This is a genomic window from Vibrio sp. NH-UV-68 (genome assembly GCF_042940635.1).
GTDB classification, from domain to species: Bacteria; Pseudomonadota; Gammaproteobacteria; order Enterobacterales; family Vibrionaceae; genus Vibrio; species Vibrio pacinii.
Window position 1 is genome coordinate 1,525,163 of record NZ_CP134975.1, and the last position, 14,735, is coordinate 1,539,897.

At 46.1% G+C, this 14,735-nt stretch carries 13 protein-coding genes; 6 read left to right on the forward strand and 7 right to left on the reverse strand.

Annotated features, from left to right (window positions below):
• Positions 1-168 precede the first annotated feature (168 nt).
• From ViNHUV68_RS07040 to ptsP, 7 genes are all read right to left on the reverse strand, one after another.
• Positions 169-1,260, reverse strand: coding sequence for a glycerol dehydrogenase (locus tag ViNHUV68_RS07040; protein ID WP_391090148.1), 1,092 nt, complete (start codon positions 1,258-1,260; stop codon positions 169-171).
• A gap of 186 nt (positions 1,261-1,446) precedes the next feature.
• Positions 1,447-1,923: a LacI family DNA-binding transcriptional regulator gene (locus tag ViNHUV68_RS07045; protein WP_391090150.1), complete on the reverse strand. Its 477-nt coding sequence runs from the start codon at positions 1,921-1,923 to the stop codon at positions 1,447-1,449.
• A 19-nt stretch (positions 1,924-1,942) separates the two neighbouring features.
• On the reverse strand, positions 1,943-2,884 hold the full coding sequence (gene pfkB / locus ViNHUV68_RS07050; RefSeq protein ID WP_391090151.1) for a 1-phosphofructokinase: 942 nt from the start codon (positions 2,882-2,884) through the stop codon (positions 1,943-1,945).
• A 184-nt stretch (positions 2,885-3,068) separates the two neighbouring features.
• Positions 3,069-3,662 (reverse strand): SIS domain-containing protein, encoded by a 594-nt coding sequence (locus ViNHUV68_RS07055; RefSeq protein WP_391090153.1) that lies wholly within the window; start codon positions 3,660-3,662, stop codon positions 3,069-3,071.
• Positions 3,663-3,664: 2 nt separating this feature from the next.
• Entirely contained in the window at positions 3,665-4,135 is a 471-nt protein-coding gene (locus ViNHUV68_RS07060) for a heme-degrading domain-containing protein (RefSeq protein WP_391090155.1), read from the reverse strand.
• Complete coding sequence (locus tag ViNHUV68_RS07065; RefSeq protein ID WP_391090157.1) at positions 4,132-5,175, reverse strand: oxidoreductase; 1,044 nt, start codon at positions 5,173-5,175, stop codon at positions 4,132-4,134. The genes ViNHUV68_RS07060 and ViNHUV68_RS07065 overlap by 4 nt, the downstream gene beginning before the upstream one ends.
• Before the next feature lie 70 nt (positions 5,176-5,245).
• Entirely contained in the window at positions 5,246-7,756 is a 2,511-nt protein-coding gene (gene ptsP / locus ViNHUV68_RS07070) for a phosphoenolpyruvate--protein phosphotransferase (RefSeq protein WP_391090159.1), read from the reverse strand.
• Positions 7,757-8,191: 435 nt separating this feature from the next.
• On the opposite strand from ptsP, the gene ViNHUV68_RS07075 reads away from it, so the two are divergent.
• The 6 genes from ViNHUV68_RS07075 to ViNHUV68_RS07100 all read left to right on the forward strand — a co-directional run bounded on the left by ViNHUV68_RS07075 (position 8,192) and on the right by ViNHUV68_RS07100 (position 14,595).
• A complete protein-coding gene (locus ViNHUV68_RS07075; RefSeq protein ID WP_014232155.1) occupies positions 8,192-9,265 on the forward strand; it encodes a PTS fructose transporter subunit EIIC in 1,074 nt (357 codons plus the stop codon).
• An 85-nt stretch (positions 9,266-9,350) separates the two neighbouring features.
• Positions 9,351-9,674: a PTS fructose-like transporter subunit IIB gene (locus tag ViNHUV68_RS07080; protein WP_391090161.1), complete on the forward strand. Its 324-nt coding sequence runs from the start codon at positions 9,351-9,353 to the stop codon at positions 9,672-9,674.
• Between the two features lie 187 nt (positions 9,675-9,861).
• Positions 9,862-12,162, forward strand: coding sequence for a formate C-acetyltransferase (locus ViNHUV68_RS07085; protein ID WP_391090163.1), 2,301 nt, complete (start codon positions 9,862-9,864; stop codon positions 12,160-12,162).
• Positions 12,128-13,006: a [formate-C-acetyltransferase]-activating enzyme gene (locus tag ViNHUV68_RS07090; RefSeq protein WP_391090165.1), complete on the forward strand. Its 879-nt coding sequence runs from the start codon at positions 12,128-12,130 to the stop codon at positions 13,004-13,006. Before ViNHUV68_RS07085 ends, ViNHUV68_RS07090 begins: the two co-directional genes overlap by 35 nt.
• A gap of 2 nt (positions 13,007-13,008) precedes the next feature.
• On the forward strand, positions 13,009-13,866 hold the full coding sequence (locus tag ViNHUV68_RS07095; protein WP_391090167.1) for a sugar nucleotide-binding protein: 858 nt from the start codon (positions 13,009-13,011) through the stop codon (positions 13,864-13,866).
• Between the two features lie 51 nt (positions 13,867-13,917).
• Complete coding sequence (locus ViNHUV68_RS07100) at positions 13,918-14,595, forward strand: transaldolase family protein (protein WP_391090169.1); 678 nt, start codon at positions 13,918-13,920, stop codon at positions 14,593-14,595.
• The last annotated feature ends 140 nt before the right edge of the window (positions 14,596-14,735 follow it).

Genomic DNA, 14,735 nt, shown 5'->3' on the forward strand with positions numbered 1-14,735 from the left:
GTTAGCCCCTTGTATGGAGTCTTCGGCAAATGAAGTGCGCCTAGCTCAGTTTATTGTTGTAGGAAGAGGCTCCGAAAAGAAGCCTCTTTAGTTCACGTTCTAGATAGATTGATTAAATAGTAGTTGATAACGAAAAACTTGCGTTTGATATGGGCTTGCTATTTGAAGCTAAGCGCTTTTGCGTCGACAACCTTCTGCGTTTGCGGCTTTAATAGCGGCAAACACTGCATCAGGATCGACTGGATTTGGTTCGTTATGAATCGTTTCGCCTTCTACACAGGCTGCTTGTGCAGCTCTAACTAGGTCAGCATCGTCTACTTGTTTTAGTCCAATTTCCGCTAGTGTCGTTGGAAGACCCACCTGTTCACAGAATTGGTAAACTTGCTCGATAGTTTGTGGGTCTTTGCCTGTTAGGAACAGCGAAGTAAGAACCCCAAACGCAACTTTTTCACCATGCAGATAGGCGTGAGTTGGCTCTAGTACAGTTAAGCCATTGTGAATTGCGTGCGACGCTGCAAGGCCGCCACTTTCAAAACCTAAGCCGCTAAGCAGTGTGTTAGCTTCTACAACACGCTCCAGCGCTGTAGTGACCACGCCTTCATCATTAGATGCTTTAGCTAAAGGGCCGTACTCTAACAGAGTGTTGTAACAAAGCTCTGCTAACGCGTAGGCCGACATAGAGCCTAAGCGGCCTGTCATATTAGTCGCAAAGCTTTGCTTACATGAGTTAGCTTCAAACCAAGTCGCAAGGGCATCCCCCATACCTGCCGCCAGTAAACGAGTCGGCGCTTTAGCAATGATTTCACTATCGACTAGAACAAGGTTAGGGTTTTGCGGCAGAATTAAGTAACGGTCAAACTCACCCTGCGGTGTGTAGATAACCGAAAGCGCGCTACATGGCGCATCACTGGCAGCAAGAGAAGGCACAACCGCGACTGCAACTTCAGCATAGTGAGCTACTGCTTTAGCCGTATCGATGGTTTTACCACCGCCAAGGCCTGCGACAAACTCGCCGCCTCTGCTTTTCAGTCTATCAACAAGGCGAGAGATCTCTTGGTCACAGCACTCGCCTGAGAAGGAAGCAATATCGACCTCAACTTCGCTAAGGTAGCTCTCGAACTCAGGCAAAATATTGTCATAAACAAACGGGTCACAAATGAGCAGGCCTTTTTGTCCAAATCGTTGAAGCTCTTCACCGAGGTGTTTTCTTGCCCCTTTGCCTTGTACATAACGGCCCGGAAATACTGTCGTTGTAATCATAATTTACCTCTACTTATGATAATGATTTCAATACGTTTTCTGCTTCCATTTCAACAGGAGTCGTAAGTGGCGGAAATAGTACAAATCTTCACTCGATAGCATTTTTGAACACTCATCCTCGTTCTGTGACACAGCCAATAGTAGGAAAATGCTATCCGACTGATCGTTTAAATAGCTACGACCCTGCTATTTTTGTTCATCACGAATAGTCGCTTCCATCAGCTTAATGGTCTGTATGTCTGCTCTTGGATATTGCACGTTAATTTGCAGGCCTAACTCATTTCGATTATGAGCTATCAAAACTGCAATATCGACCTGCAGCAACATATCGCGGTACAACTCTTCCGCACACGTATCCGCAGATTCACTACAGCTAATCAGTAGGCGATACCCAAGTTCTTGGGTGAGTTTTTCTAGTCTTGCCAAACATTCCATTGCCTTTGAATGTTGCAAATTCGGCAATATGACACCAACCAGTTGACTTCGACCGCCACGTAAGGCTCTAGCAGCAATGTGAGGTTGATAATTATGCTGTTCGGCTAACGCCCATACTTTGTTCTGGGTCGATAAACTGATTCGATATTGATCACCTTTGCCGCTTAATACATAACTCACAGTCGTTTTAGACACACCAGCTAACTTAGCAAGATCACTTAGTCTCATACTTGACCTCAGCTGTCATTCAAGTCACATATCGCCGCACAAGAACTTGCTTGAGCATTTCATCAAGCAAATTAATTGACGCAACGCCAACCCCCACTTGACACACCGCCAAAGCGCCTGTTGCTGTCGCACTCGCAAGCTGCCTGCGTGGATTATCAAACTGACTCGCCCAACAGAATGCAGCGACTACAGAGTCACCAGCCCCGACGGTGCTGACAGGTTTAACGGTCGGAGGTGTCGAAAGTAATACGTCTTTTTCAGTTGCCCAAATTAGCCCTTTCTCCCCCATAGAAATTAGAACATTGTCAATGCCAAGCTCGACTAACTCTTGGGCGGCCGTGACACCGTCCTCGATTGATACTACGTCGCGACCAAGCAGTTCAGAAGCTTCTGTTTCGTTGGGCTTAATTAGCCAAGGCTGCGCAGCAACACCCGCTTTGAGCATGGCTTTACTGCTATCGAGCACGACCTTTTTCCCGAGCTGTTTTAGCTCACGAATCCAACGAGTCACGACATTTTCTTCGATATTTTCTGGCACGCTACCCGCGAAGATAAACCCGTCATGGTCGCAAGCGAGCTCTAAAAGCTTGCCATGCAGTCGTTCAATATCACTAGACTGTACAGAAAAACCATCAAAGTTAATGTCGGTGGTCTCTCCGTTATTTGCATGGATTTTGATGTTGGTCCGGTTGCTACCATCCACACTAACAAATTGAGCATCTAGCCCACTAACGTCAAACATCTCATCAAACAGTTCTCGATTGGCACGGCCAAGAAACCCCGTTAAAGTAACTGGTGTACCTAGATCCGACATCACCTTAGCAACATTTATCCCTTTTCCGGCGGCGTAGCAGTGCTGCTCCTTGACTATATTAACTTGATTAACCGCAAAACGTTCAGCTTCAACAGACAGGTCTATAGCGGGATTTAGAGTCACACTAACCCATTTTGTTGGATTCATATTTACCTCCTAATGTGCAATATATTTGGTTAGAGATTCTCAACCATAAGGGGTAAGCGGCCCCAAACATAGATTGTTATGGATTTGTAAATAGTCTAAGTAATCAGCGCAATGCAATATGTAGGTTAGATGTTCGATAAACTAGAGAAATGTTCGATCTTGCTAATATTGAGAAGTCACGCAATTAGTTGTTGTTAGTTCGCGAGGCTCTTCCTAGATAACCACCATGGTGCCTAAGTCCATACTCCTGTTTTGTAAACCCTTTTGCTTCTGAAACAGATACTGAAATCGCATCGCAAATCGCCAGCATCACCGCGATTGTGGTTGTCGGTGCTAGGTTTAGGTGACACGCCTCTTTGTGCTGGCCCATGTTTAGCACATATTCACAATGTTCTCGAAGCTCTGAATCTGGATGCGAAGTAATACCAACTATGTGTCGAACGCCAAGGTGACGAGCGAGTTCTAAGATCTCAATCACCTCACGGGATTTACCACTGGTTGAACAGGCGATAAGGATATCGTTACTGTTTACGATGCCGAGATCACCATGGGCGGCTTCAGCAGCGTGAAGGAACACTGCAGGACTACCCGTAGAACTTAACGTCGCAGCCATCTTTTTCGCAATCAAACCCGCCTTACCTATCCCAGTAGTAATGACTTTACTGTCATACTCTAAGATTAGCTTTACCACCTTCTCGTAGTTGTCATCAACTTCGATACTAGCAATAGCGGCCGCTTCTTGGGCGATTACCTCACGTGCCCTTTGTAATATGTCCATAGTTATGCCCTTTCACCTGCCAGAAACTCAGTAATGGTATCCACCACTAACTTGTGATCTTCATACTGAGGAAGGCCAGATACAGAGATAGAGCCAACCACACCTACGCCTCGAATAATCAAAGGAAAACTACCACCGTAGGGAGCAAACTCTTTGGCATCCACTAAGGATGCTTGGTCAATAGTTTTGCCTTTCGCCTTGTAGTATTGACCCATATACCATGAGCTATGCTCGTAACGGTCGACCACATTGCGCTTACGCTCAATCCAACGTTGATTGTCACGAGACGTGTCAGGCATGGCAAAACTAAACAAGCGATGGCCGTTACGGACGATCTCGATAGCCACATTAACCTGTTTAGCCTCAGCACGACTTTTAATTAAACTGCCCAGTTCCCAGGCAGTTTGGTTGTTAAACACTTCAAACTGCAGTTCAGCTTCTTGCAGCAACAGTTGGTTTAGATCGGTAATCATAGTAGCTCCTGTAATTTCACTCGACGCTTCTCTTTAGCACTTAAATAAGCCGCTTCGATCACTGCAATAACACTCAAAGCTTCTTGCGCAGGAACGGGCTCAGGATGACCATGACGAATAGCATTAGCCAATTGATGATAGAAGTTTTGATAGCAACCAAGCTCGGTCGTAACACGACTCTGAACGCCGTTTACATCTGTATACTGACCATAAAGATCTTCGCTTTCGCTACCCCAACCTGGAGTGCTCGGTCCTTTCTTCTCGCGCAGGAAATCCTCTTGACTATCCATGCCATATTTAATCAAGCTGCCATTGTTGGCAAAAATCTGGAATCTTGGCCCTTCTGTCGTGCTCAAGCAGTTGCCATGGACAATCACTTCGCGCTCTGGATAGTGGAGCACTAAATGAAAGTGGTCGACAGCCTCTGCTCCCGGCCTCTGATTGCGCAATATGCCTGTCACTTCATCTGGGGTGCCAAACAGCGCGATGGATTGATCAATTAAGTGTGCGCCCAAGTCATAAAGAATGCCTGCACCAGGGACGTCTTGTTCTCGCCAACGAACTTTCACCTCTGGACGATATCGATTGTAGCTGGAGTAAAAGGTATGAATATCTACGAGCTTTCCTTCACTAATCAGCTTTTTGATAGTGATAAAGTCGCCATCAAAACGACGACTTTGATAAACCGTCAGTACCTTTCCCGAGGTGGCCTGAATATCTAGCAGCGCTTTACCCTCTTGGTATGAGACGGAAAACGGCTTCTCTACCACCACATGCTTACCCGCTTGCAGTGATGCCATCGCTTGCGGCACATGTAAGTGATTGGGAGTCGAGACCACGACGAGTTCAATGTCGGCACGTTCAAGCATGGTTTCGAGGTTCGGGTAGACCTCTGCATTAGGAAGTTGAGCTTTTACTTTCTCTTCGTTGCTAGAGACAACCGCCTTAAGATCGTACTGTGGACAATCGCTGATAACTGGCGCTTGAAAACACTGCCCCGAAATACCGAAGCCAACTAAACCGACTTTAATTGTTTCCATTAAATAATCCTTATAAAAAAGGCTGTGACTCCGGAGAGCGCCACAGCCAAAAAGTATAAACGGGGGTAACTTATGCGAGCTCAAGCTCATGTTTCAGCAGTGCTTCAACTTGAGTATCACTGCTTGCAGTCATTAACTGCTCCCTAAAATCTGCATGCATAATTTTGCGCGCAAGTTTAGAGAAAATCTTCATATGCTGGTCACCAGCAGCGTGTTTATTCAGAGTCAGCATGATGATGAACTGCGCTTCTTCATCGCCCCAAGCAATTGGTTTCGCTAGACGACACACGCTAATTGCGGACTGCTCAATATGCTCACTCTTGGTATGTGGAATCGCAAAACCAAACCCTAATCCAGTAGAGAACACATCCTCGCGAGCCCATAAGTCGTCAGCCAATTTATTCGGGTAACGACAACGTCCGGTAATAAACAAGTTGTCGGCAAGGGTCTTAATCACTTCTTCTTTGCTGCGCAAATCTCGGTCAAGGCTGATGCAGTCTTTCGACACCATCGGCGCCTCAGTTTGAGTCATTCGGAACTGGGCAAGAACATGTTCGACTTCCTGAACAGTGCGGCACTCCATTGCGCGGTTAAGCAGTTGGCGACATTCACGACTATCTAGCTTAGAAATTCGCTCTTTAGTCGCTGCAATACTTGGCGCACTCATACTGATTTCATCCAAGCCTAAGCCAACCAATAGCGGTAGAACTGAACCTTTCGCTCCTAGCTCACCACACAAGCCAATCCACTTACCATGGCGATGCACTTCGCGTACTACGTGGTCAAGGGTCCGCAAGAATGCAGGGTTCAAGCTGTTGTAGTTTTTAGCAACCTTAGCGTTGTCGCGGTCAACCGCCATCAGGTACTGAGTCAGGTCGTTTGAACCAATTGAGAAGAAATCAATCTCTTCACAGCACTGGTCGATAATGAAAGCAACTGAAGGAACTTCAAGCATTATGCCTAGTGGCACGCGCTCGGCAAAAGGAACTTCTTCTTTGCGCAGCTCTTGGCGCACTTCTGCTAGTACATCTTTCACCCAAAGGATCTCTTCCATCGATGAGATCATTGGAATCATAATCTTCAAGTTACCATGAGCCGAGGCGCGTAAGATGGCACGCAGCTGAGTTTTGAACATCTCAATAAACTCAGGGTAGATACGAACCGCGCGGTAGCCTAAGAATGGGTTGTTTTCAGCCGGGATATTGAGGTAATCCACTGGCTTGTCACCACCAATATCAATGGTACGGATAATGATAGATTTGCCATTCGCCGCTTCACAAGCCTGACAGAAGATGTTGTATAGTTCGTTCTCATCTGGCGCAGATGTTCTGTCCATATAAAGCATTTCAGTACGGAACAGACCTACCGCTTCCGCCCCGTGAGCAAAGGCTTGTGGCGCTTCTACTGAGTGAGCAATGTTCGCTGCGACTTCTAACACTTTGCCATCGGCTGTTGTCGCTGCTAGGTCACGGTATTTTGCTTGGCGTGTCGCCACAATCTCTTTTACTTTTTGCTCTTGAGCATAGTAACGCTCTACCGGTTCAGTAATATCTGTCACTACCGCACCTAAGTGGCCATCCACAATCACCTGCTTACCCATAAACTCACTTAACTTAGCCGCATCTAAACCAACAATCGTCGGGATAGCGAAAGAGCGCGCCAAGATGACAGTGTGCGAAGTGCTACCGCCGTGAGATAGGATCAAGCCTTTAAGCAGAGATTTGTCTAGCTCAAGGAACTGACTTGGCGTTAGGTCATCAGCTAGACACACTGTTGGTTCTTTAAGCTGAGTTTGGCTAGCAAATCGCTCGTCACCATAGATGCTTTGCAGTAGTTGATAGCAAACATCACGAATGTCTAACTCACGCTCACGCATGTAGCTGCTAGACGAGTTCTTCATCATCTCGCCAAAGTGTTTTGCTGTTGCGATGATAGCATCTGCACAGCTTTGACCTTCACTCAAGTTACCTGTAATGGTTTGCTGAAACTCTTCGTCTTTAGCGATTGAAAGGTGAGCTTTTAGCACTTCCCCTTCGGTATGTTCAGCGGCTTTGAGTTGAATTGAAATCGACTTAATCACTGACTCCAACCCATTTTGCATTTGCAGCTGCTCTTCACTTAGCACTAACGCAGGTGGAAGATTGTCTAGACTGTCGAAGTTAACCGCCCCCATAATAGTAAGGGTACCGCGACCAATACCTTCACTCACTGCACGGCCACGCTCATGTGCCACTTCTAGATTAAAGAAGTTACGCGGTAGCGGTGCTAGTTCAGCATCATCAGCACTCTCATTGTTTTGTAACGGAGCGTCACAGTGTGGGAACTCGTTAACGATGAACTGTTTAAGCTGGTTAATGGCAGACTCTTCATCTTGGCCATCAATGGTAATTAAACACTCATCACCAAGAAGTGTATCAGTACCAATAAGAGAGAGAACGCTCTTCGCGTTACCACTCATTCCTGTGCGTTTATTTTGCCAAGTAATGTCAGAAGAAAATTGGTTACAAAGCGCTTCGACATGACTCGCTGGACGAGCGTGAACACCGTTGGGTAGCTCGCAAGAGAAAGAGAAAGTTTTCATTAGATATTGTCCTTGTACTGCTAGGCGATAGGCCCGAGTTGATGTAACAACAATAACAAATCATCACACTCCAGCCATTGGACAAAAATACTAATTACTGGATTTTTGTATTATCAGGAACTAAGTGTGAAGGAAATCAAATTTACTATCCATTTTGTGAGCCAGAACACTTTAAATGATAGGAAAATCAAAAACAAATAAAGTAAGCCATTGGTTTTATTAGACAAAAACCATAGCAAGTGTATCTAATGCTAATCTGGACAAAAATGTAGATGGAGATCAAACTTTGCCTCCACTCTAACAATTATCCAGTAAATAGCATAAAAATCCTCTAACTAGACAGCACAAATGCTCACTATATTAGATTCAAAGCCCGGGCAGCTAAACCAACGTGAAACAGATTCAATACTTACAATTTGACCCAAGGAGAGGTCTATGAACGATTTAATCACAATTTTGAAGGACACCAGAAGACATCTGATGACCGGTGTATCTCATATGATCCCATTTGTGGTAGCTGGCGGTATCCTACTTGCTGCGTCAGTTATGATGTATGGTGAAGGTGCCGTTCCAGAAGAAGGGACATGGTTACACGACCTATTCTTCATCGGTGTGGCTGGTTTCCAACTTATGGTGCCAATCCTAGCTGCTTACATCGGCTACTCCATCGCAGACCGTTCAGCGCTAGCACCTTCTGCCATCGCCGCTTTTATTGGCGCTAACATGTACAACACTGGTTTCTTCGGTGCGATCTTCGCTGGTCTACTCGGTGGTATTGTCGTCTTCTACTTGAAGAAGATAAAAGTACCCGCGTTTGCTCGCTCCATCATGCCTATCTTTGTTATTCCAATCATAGGTACCTTCATTACAGCAGGCGCTATTGTATGGGGTATTGGTGAGCCAATTGGTGCCGCAACAGCTTCGCTAACTGACTTCCTAAAGAGCATGCAGAATGAAAGCATCGTAGTACTTGCTATCATCATGGGCTGTATGATCGCTTTCGATATGGGTGGTCCAGTCAACAAAGTGGCTTACGCATTCGTTATCTTGTGTGTCGGCGAAGGCATCTACAACGTAGCGGGTATCTCTTCAGTAGCCGTAGCGGTTCCTTCTATCGGTATGGGCTTAGCAACCTTCATCAACAAGAAACTGTACGACTCAAGTGAACAAGAAGCAGGTCGCGCATCAATCCTAATGGGTACTATGGGTATCACTGAAGGTGCAATCCCATTCGCAGCTGGCGACCCACTACGTGTTATCCCATCTATCATGATCGGTACCGCAGCTGGCGCAGTAACTGCAGCAGTAATCGGTGTAGAAAGCTACGCAGCTTGGGGCGGCCTAATTGTTCTACCAGTTGTTGATGGACGCATCGGGTTTATCGCAGCTCTAGCTGTTGGCTCAATCGTCACTGCACTATTGGTTAACTTCCTAAAGGCACGTCGCCCGGTGCTTGAAGAAACAAACGAAGAATCTGACGACTTAGACCTAGATATCAAAATCGGTTAATTAACAAACCCTATCAAAACTTGCAAGGCGCGCTCTCTTTCACTTAGCGCCTTGCTCTCCAGACTGAATATTAAGGAACCATATTATGACTAGTATCGTAGCAGTAACAGCATGCCCATCAGGTGTCGCACATACGTACATGGCAGCAGAAGCGATCGACGCGGCAGCAAAAACCAAAGGCTGGACATGTGAAGTGGAAACTCAAGGCTCTATCGGTATCGAAAACGAACTGACTGCTGCAGCCATCGAAGCCGCTGACGTCGTTATCCTAACTAAAGACATCGACATCAAAAACAGCGAACGCTTTGAAGGTAAAACTGTAGTGAGTATCGGTGTTAGCGACGCGGTTAAGCGAGCTGCAGCAGTAATGGATAAGATTGAAGTTCATCTAGCAAACGTAACGGCTTAAGATAGCATTAAACGCTTTCCTCTATAGGCTCACTCCCCTCCTCCTTGGAGGGGACGCCTAACACCAACGAGTAGTGATACCAAAGTGACCGCCGTTGAGAAATCCGCACACGGTGACTTCGTTATAAATATTCAAAACCCCAAAACGCTCAACAACCGTATTACTGGTAATGCAAGGAGCCACGCAAATGAGCACCCCAAGAATTGAACGCCTCAAGTCAGCACTGTTTGAATCACAACGTGAAATCTCACTCGAGCGCGCATTGCTTTACACAGAAAGTCATAAAACAACTGAAGGTGAACACACGCTTATTCGTCGTGCAAAAGCCACCGCTTATGTTCTCGACAATGTCGAAATTTCTATCCGTGAAGATGAGTTGATTGCAGGTAACCGCACAGTGAAAGCGCGCGCAGGTATTGCCTCTCCAGAGATGGATCCATACTGGATTGAGAAAGAGCTCGATATCTTCGCTACTCGCCCTCAAGATAAGTTTTTTATCTCAGAACAAGATAAAGCCGTTTACCGTGACGAGCTACTGGCTTACTGGTCAGAACGCTCAATGAAAGATTTTATCAACGCACAAATCCCATCTGAAGTTAAAGATGCCGTGGCGCAAAAGATCTTTAGCGTCAACCAAACAGATAAAGGCCAAGGTCATATCATCATCGACTTTGATCGCTTGTTAGAGCACGGCTTAGGTTCACTGCTGGATGAGATGCAAGGCCTAGCGTTAAGTAACCCAGACAATGAGTTCTATCAATCTGTGGTGCTGTTGCTAGAAGCCTCAATTCGTCATATCTACCGTTATGCCGATCTTGCACAGAATATGGCAGAAGCGTGTGATGATGCAGAGCGCAAAGCAGAACTCGTCAAAATCGCTAATATTTCTCAGAAGATCGCTACCAGTAAGCCACAAGGTTTCTACGAGGCGTGTCAGCTATTTTGGTACATGAACATTGTTTTGCAATACGAATCTAATGCAAGTTCACTATCTTTAGGTCGCTTTGACCAGTACATGATGCCGTTCTATCAAGCATCTATTGATGCAGGAGAATCTCCGGCATTCCTAAAAGAGCTATTAGAAAGCCTATGGATTAAAACCAACGATATCGTTCTGCTACGCTCTTCTGGCAGTGCTAAGTTCTTCGCAGGTTTCCCTACCGGTTACACCATCTTACTTGGCGGACTGACTGACACAGGTAAAAGTGCGGTTAACCCACTATCTAGCCTATGTTTAGACGCGTATCAAAGCGTACAGCTACCACAACCAAACCTGGGTGTACGCGTTAATGAGTTCATTGACCGTGGCTTCCTAATGAAGACCGCTGAAACCATTCGATTGGGTACCGGTATCCCGCAGATCTTCAACGATGAAGTCGTCGTTCCTGCCTTCTTGAACCGTGGTGTTTCACTGGAAGACTCGCGTGATTACTCGGTAGTTGGTTGCGTTGAATTATCTATCCCAGGTAAGACTTACGGCCTGCATGACATTGCGATGTTCAACCTGCTCAAAGTGATGGAACTCACCATGCAGCGCAATCAAGACAATCCAGATATCAGCTTTGATAACTTGGTTGAGCAGATTCGCAATGACATTAAACACTACGTAAAACTCATGGTTGAAGGCTCTAACATCTGTGATGTTGGCCACCGTGACTGGGCTCCAGTTCCCCTACTGTCATCATTCATTAGCGACTGTATCGAGAACGGCAAAGACATCACTTACGGCGGCGCTCGCTATAACTTCTCTGGCGTGCAAGGTATCGGTATTGCCAACCTATCAGATTCACTACAGGCACTAAAACGCTTTGTTTTTGAAGAGCAACGTCTGAGCTTTGCTGAATTTATTGACGTTCTAAACGCCAACTTTGATGTTCCTGAAGGTGACAAGATTCGCACTCGCTTAATGAACAAATACGAGAAGTACGGCAACGATATTGATGAGGTCGACAATATGGGTTCTGAGCTTCTTCGCCTGTTCTGTAAAGAGGTAGAGAAGTATGACAACCCACGCGGTGGTCAATTTACACCTGGCTCTTACACCGTTTCAGCGCACGTACCGCTAGGTGCTGTTGTTGGCGCGACTGCTGATGGCCGTTTAGCTGGAGAACAGCTCGCAGATGGTGGCCTGTCACCTATGTTGGGTAAAGATCAACTTGGCCCTACAGCGGTACTAAAATCAGTAAGTAAGCTAGACAACTACCTACTTTCCAACGGCAGCCTACTCAACGTTAAGTTCACACCTGCAACTCTTGAAGGTCAATCGGGGCTAAGCAAACTGTCTGACTTCTTGCGCGCGTTTATGAAACTAAAACTACAGCACGTTCAGTTCAATGTGCTCAATGCGGAGACGCTGAAGAAAGCGCAGCAAAAACCTGAAGATTACGCTGGGCTGGTGGTTCGAGTCGCAGGCTACAGTGCATTCTTTGTTGAATTATCGAAAGAGATTCAAGATGACATCATTCGCCGAACCGCACATGAGCTGTAATTCAACGCCAAAAGATCAAGCGAGCAACGGCCGGATATTCAATATCCAGCGCTACTCGCTGCACGACGGCACTGGTATCCGTACCGTCGTGTTCTTTAAAGGCTGCCCGTTAAGCTGTCCATGGTGTGCTAACCCTGAATCGCGTTCGCACCGCACTACATACTTGCGGCGAGAATCCAAGTGCATTGATTGTGAAACCTGTGCCATGGATGTCGATGAGTGCCCAAGTGGCGCTTGGGAGCAAGTAGGCTCAGATATGACCTTAGATGAAGTTGTTGCTGAAGTGACCAAAGATGACGTGTTCTTCAACACTTCAAATGGCGGCATTACTTTATCAGGTGGCGAGGTGTTAACTCAGCCTAAATTTGCTATTGAGTTACTCAGCAAATTGAAAGCGATGGGATTTAGAACCGCGATTGAAACCTCGGGGCACGGTAACACCAAGCAACTACTCAGAATTGGTCAGTTGTGTGATGAAGTGCTGTTTGACTTTAAAATCATGGACCCACAACGGGCCAAAACCGTGATTGGGATTAATCTGGAATTGGTTTTAGACAGCTTCCGCCAATTGGTAGAGCAAGGGACGAACGTCGTTCCTCGCCTACCCCTCATCCCAGGTTACACCTTAGACCTAATTAACACTGACCGGGTGATCAATTTCTTGCGCCCGTTCAATCTTAGCGAAATTCATTTACTGCCATTTCATCAATATGGCGCAAACAAATACCAAACCTTGGGGATGGAGTATCTACTCGAAGACGTTCCGGTTCCGAGTAAATCAGAGGTGGAAAGCATACGCCAACACGTTTCGGCACATGGCTACCACGTCATCATTGGAGGATAAACATGACTAAGAAAATACTCATTACTGGCGCAAAAGGCTTCTTCGGTACTCGTTTTATCAACCGCTACCAAGGCGAGTTTGAAATCCTTGGCCTAGACGTTGAACAACTCGATATCACAGACAACCAAGCAGTCATTGCTACTTTTGATGACTTCCAACCAGATTACGTGATCCACGCTGCGGCGATTGCGGTGACAGACTTCTGTAACAAGCATCCTGATGTTGCACACAAGGTCAATGTTCAAGGCGCAATCAACGTAGCAAAAGCGTGCAAAGAACATGGTGCTAAGCTTGTGTTTATCTCAACGGAGCAAGTGTTTAACGGTAACCCAGAGAAAGGTCCATACAGCGAATTAGACCAACCTGTGCCAGATACCGTTTACGGTCAAAACAAGTTAGAGGCAGAGAAGGAGCTAGCGAGTATTCTCGACGAGATGTGGGTACTGCGCTTTACCTGGCTATTTGGCCTTCCTGAGCGTAATACGACCATCAACCCGAACGTGGTTTGGAACACACTGCAAGCGCTAGTTAACGGACAGGTGATGCAAGAGCGTCGCAATGAATTCCGTGGCCTAACATACGTTCACGAGCTTATCGAACAGTTCCCGAAAATTTTCACTATTCCTTACGGTACCTACCACACAGGTGCACATAACCCAGCAAGCCGTTATGAGATTGCACAGCACATTCTCACAGAGTTAGGACAACAAGATCGCCTAAATGAACTGTTAGAAGCGGCAGATGCACCAAAAACACGCGATGTACGCTTAGACACAAGCAAACTCGCCGACCAAGGGGTGATCTTTACTGAAAGTAAAGATGCCATTACCAAGTGCCTGAAAGAATTCCACTTTGTTTAAGTTTGTTTGGCTACGCGGGGGCGTAGCCTAGCCCAATTTAGGAGCAATACCATGATTTACATGCTAGATACCGCAGACCTTAGCGCAATTCGAAAAGCGGTAGACCTTTACCCACTGGATGGGGTAACGACTAACCCATCCATTGTCGCTAAAGAGAACCGCCCTCTCAAAGAGATCCTTTTGGATATCCGTGAGTGTATTGGTGAAGAGCGTATGCTGCATGCCCAAGTGATGGGGAAAGACGCAGAAACAATGTTTGAAGAAGCTAAAGCTCTGAAAGCATTTGATAACAACATCATCGTAAAAGTGCCAGCAACTCCTCAAGGCATCAAAGCAATCAAGCTTATCCACGCAGAAGACATCCGTATTACCGCAACGGCTATCCTTACTCCTCAGCAAGCGCTAATGGCAGCAGTTGCTGGCGCAGAGTTTCTAGCCCCTTACGTAAACCGTCTAGACAACATCTGTAGCGATGGTGTGAATGTTGCTGCTGAGATGGTGGCACTGATCGACACTTATAACTTGGATGCTAAAGTACTTGGAGCATCATTTAAAAACGTGCAGCAAGTGCATCAATTGTCTCTAGTAGGCGCACACTCAGTAACAATTGCACCAGACGTATTTGACCAACTGTTGGTTCATCCACTGACAGACTCTGGTGTCGCAGGCTTTGTGGCTGATTGGGAAGGTGTTTATGGGAAAGATACCACGGTACTAGACGTACTATAATGTGATCTAGTTCTTGGTTTTTGGTCACTGGATTATAAAACACACAAATTGAAACCAATCGCATGCCCAATGATATTACAATCGTTGGGCATTAACATATAATGCTAATCAGATATTTATCTCGATTGGTATAACTAATA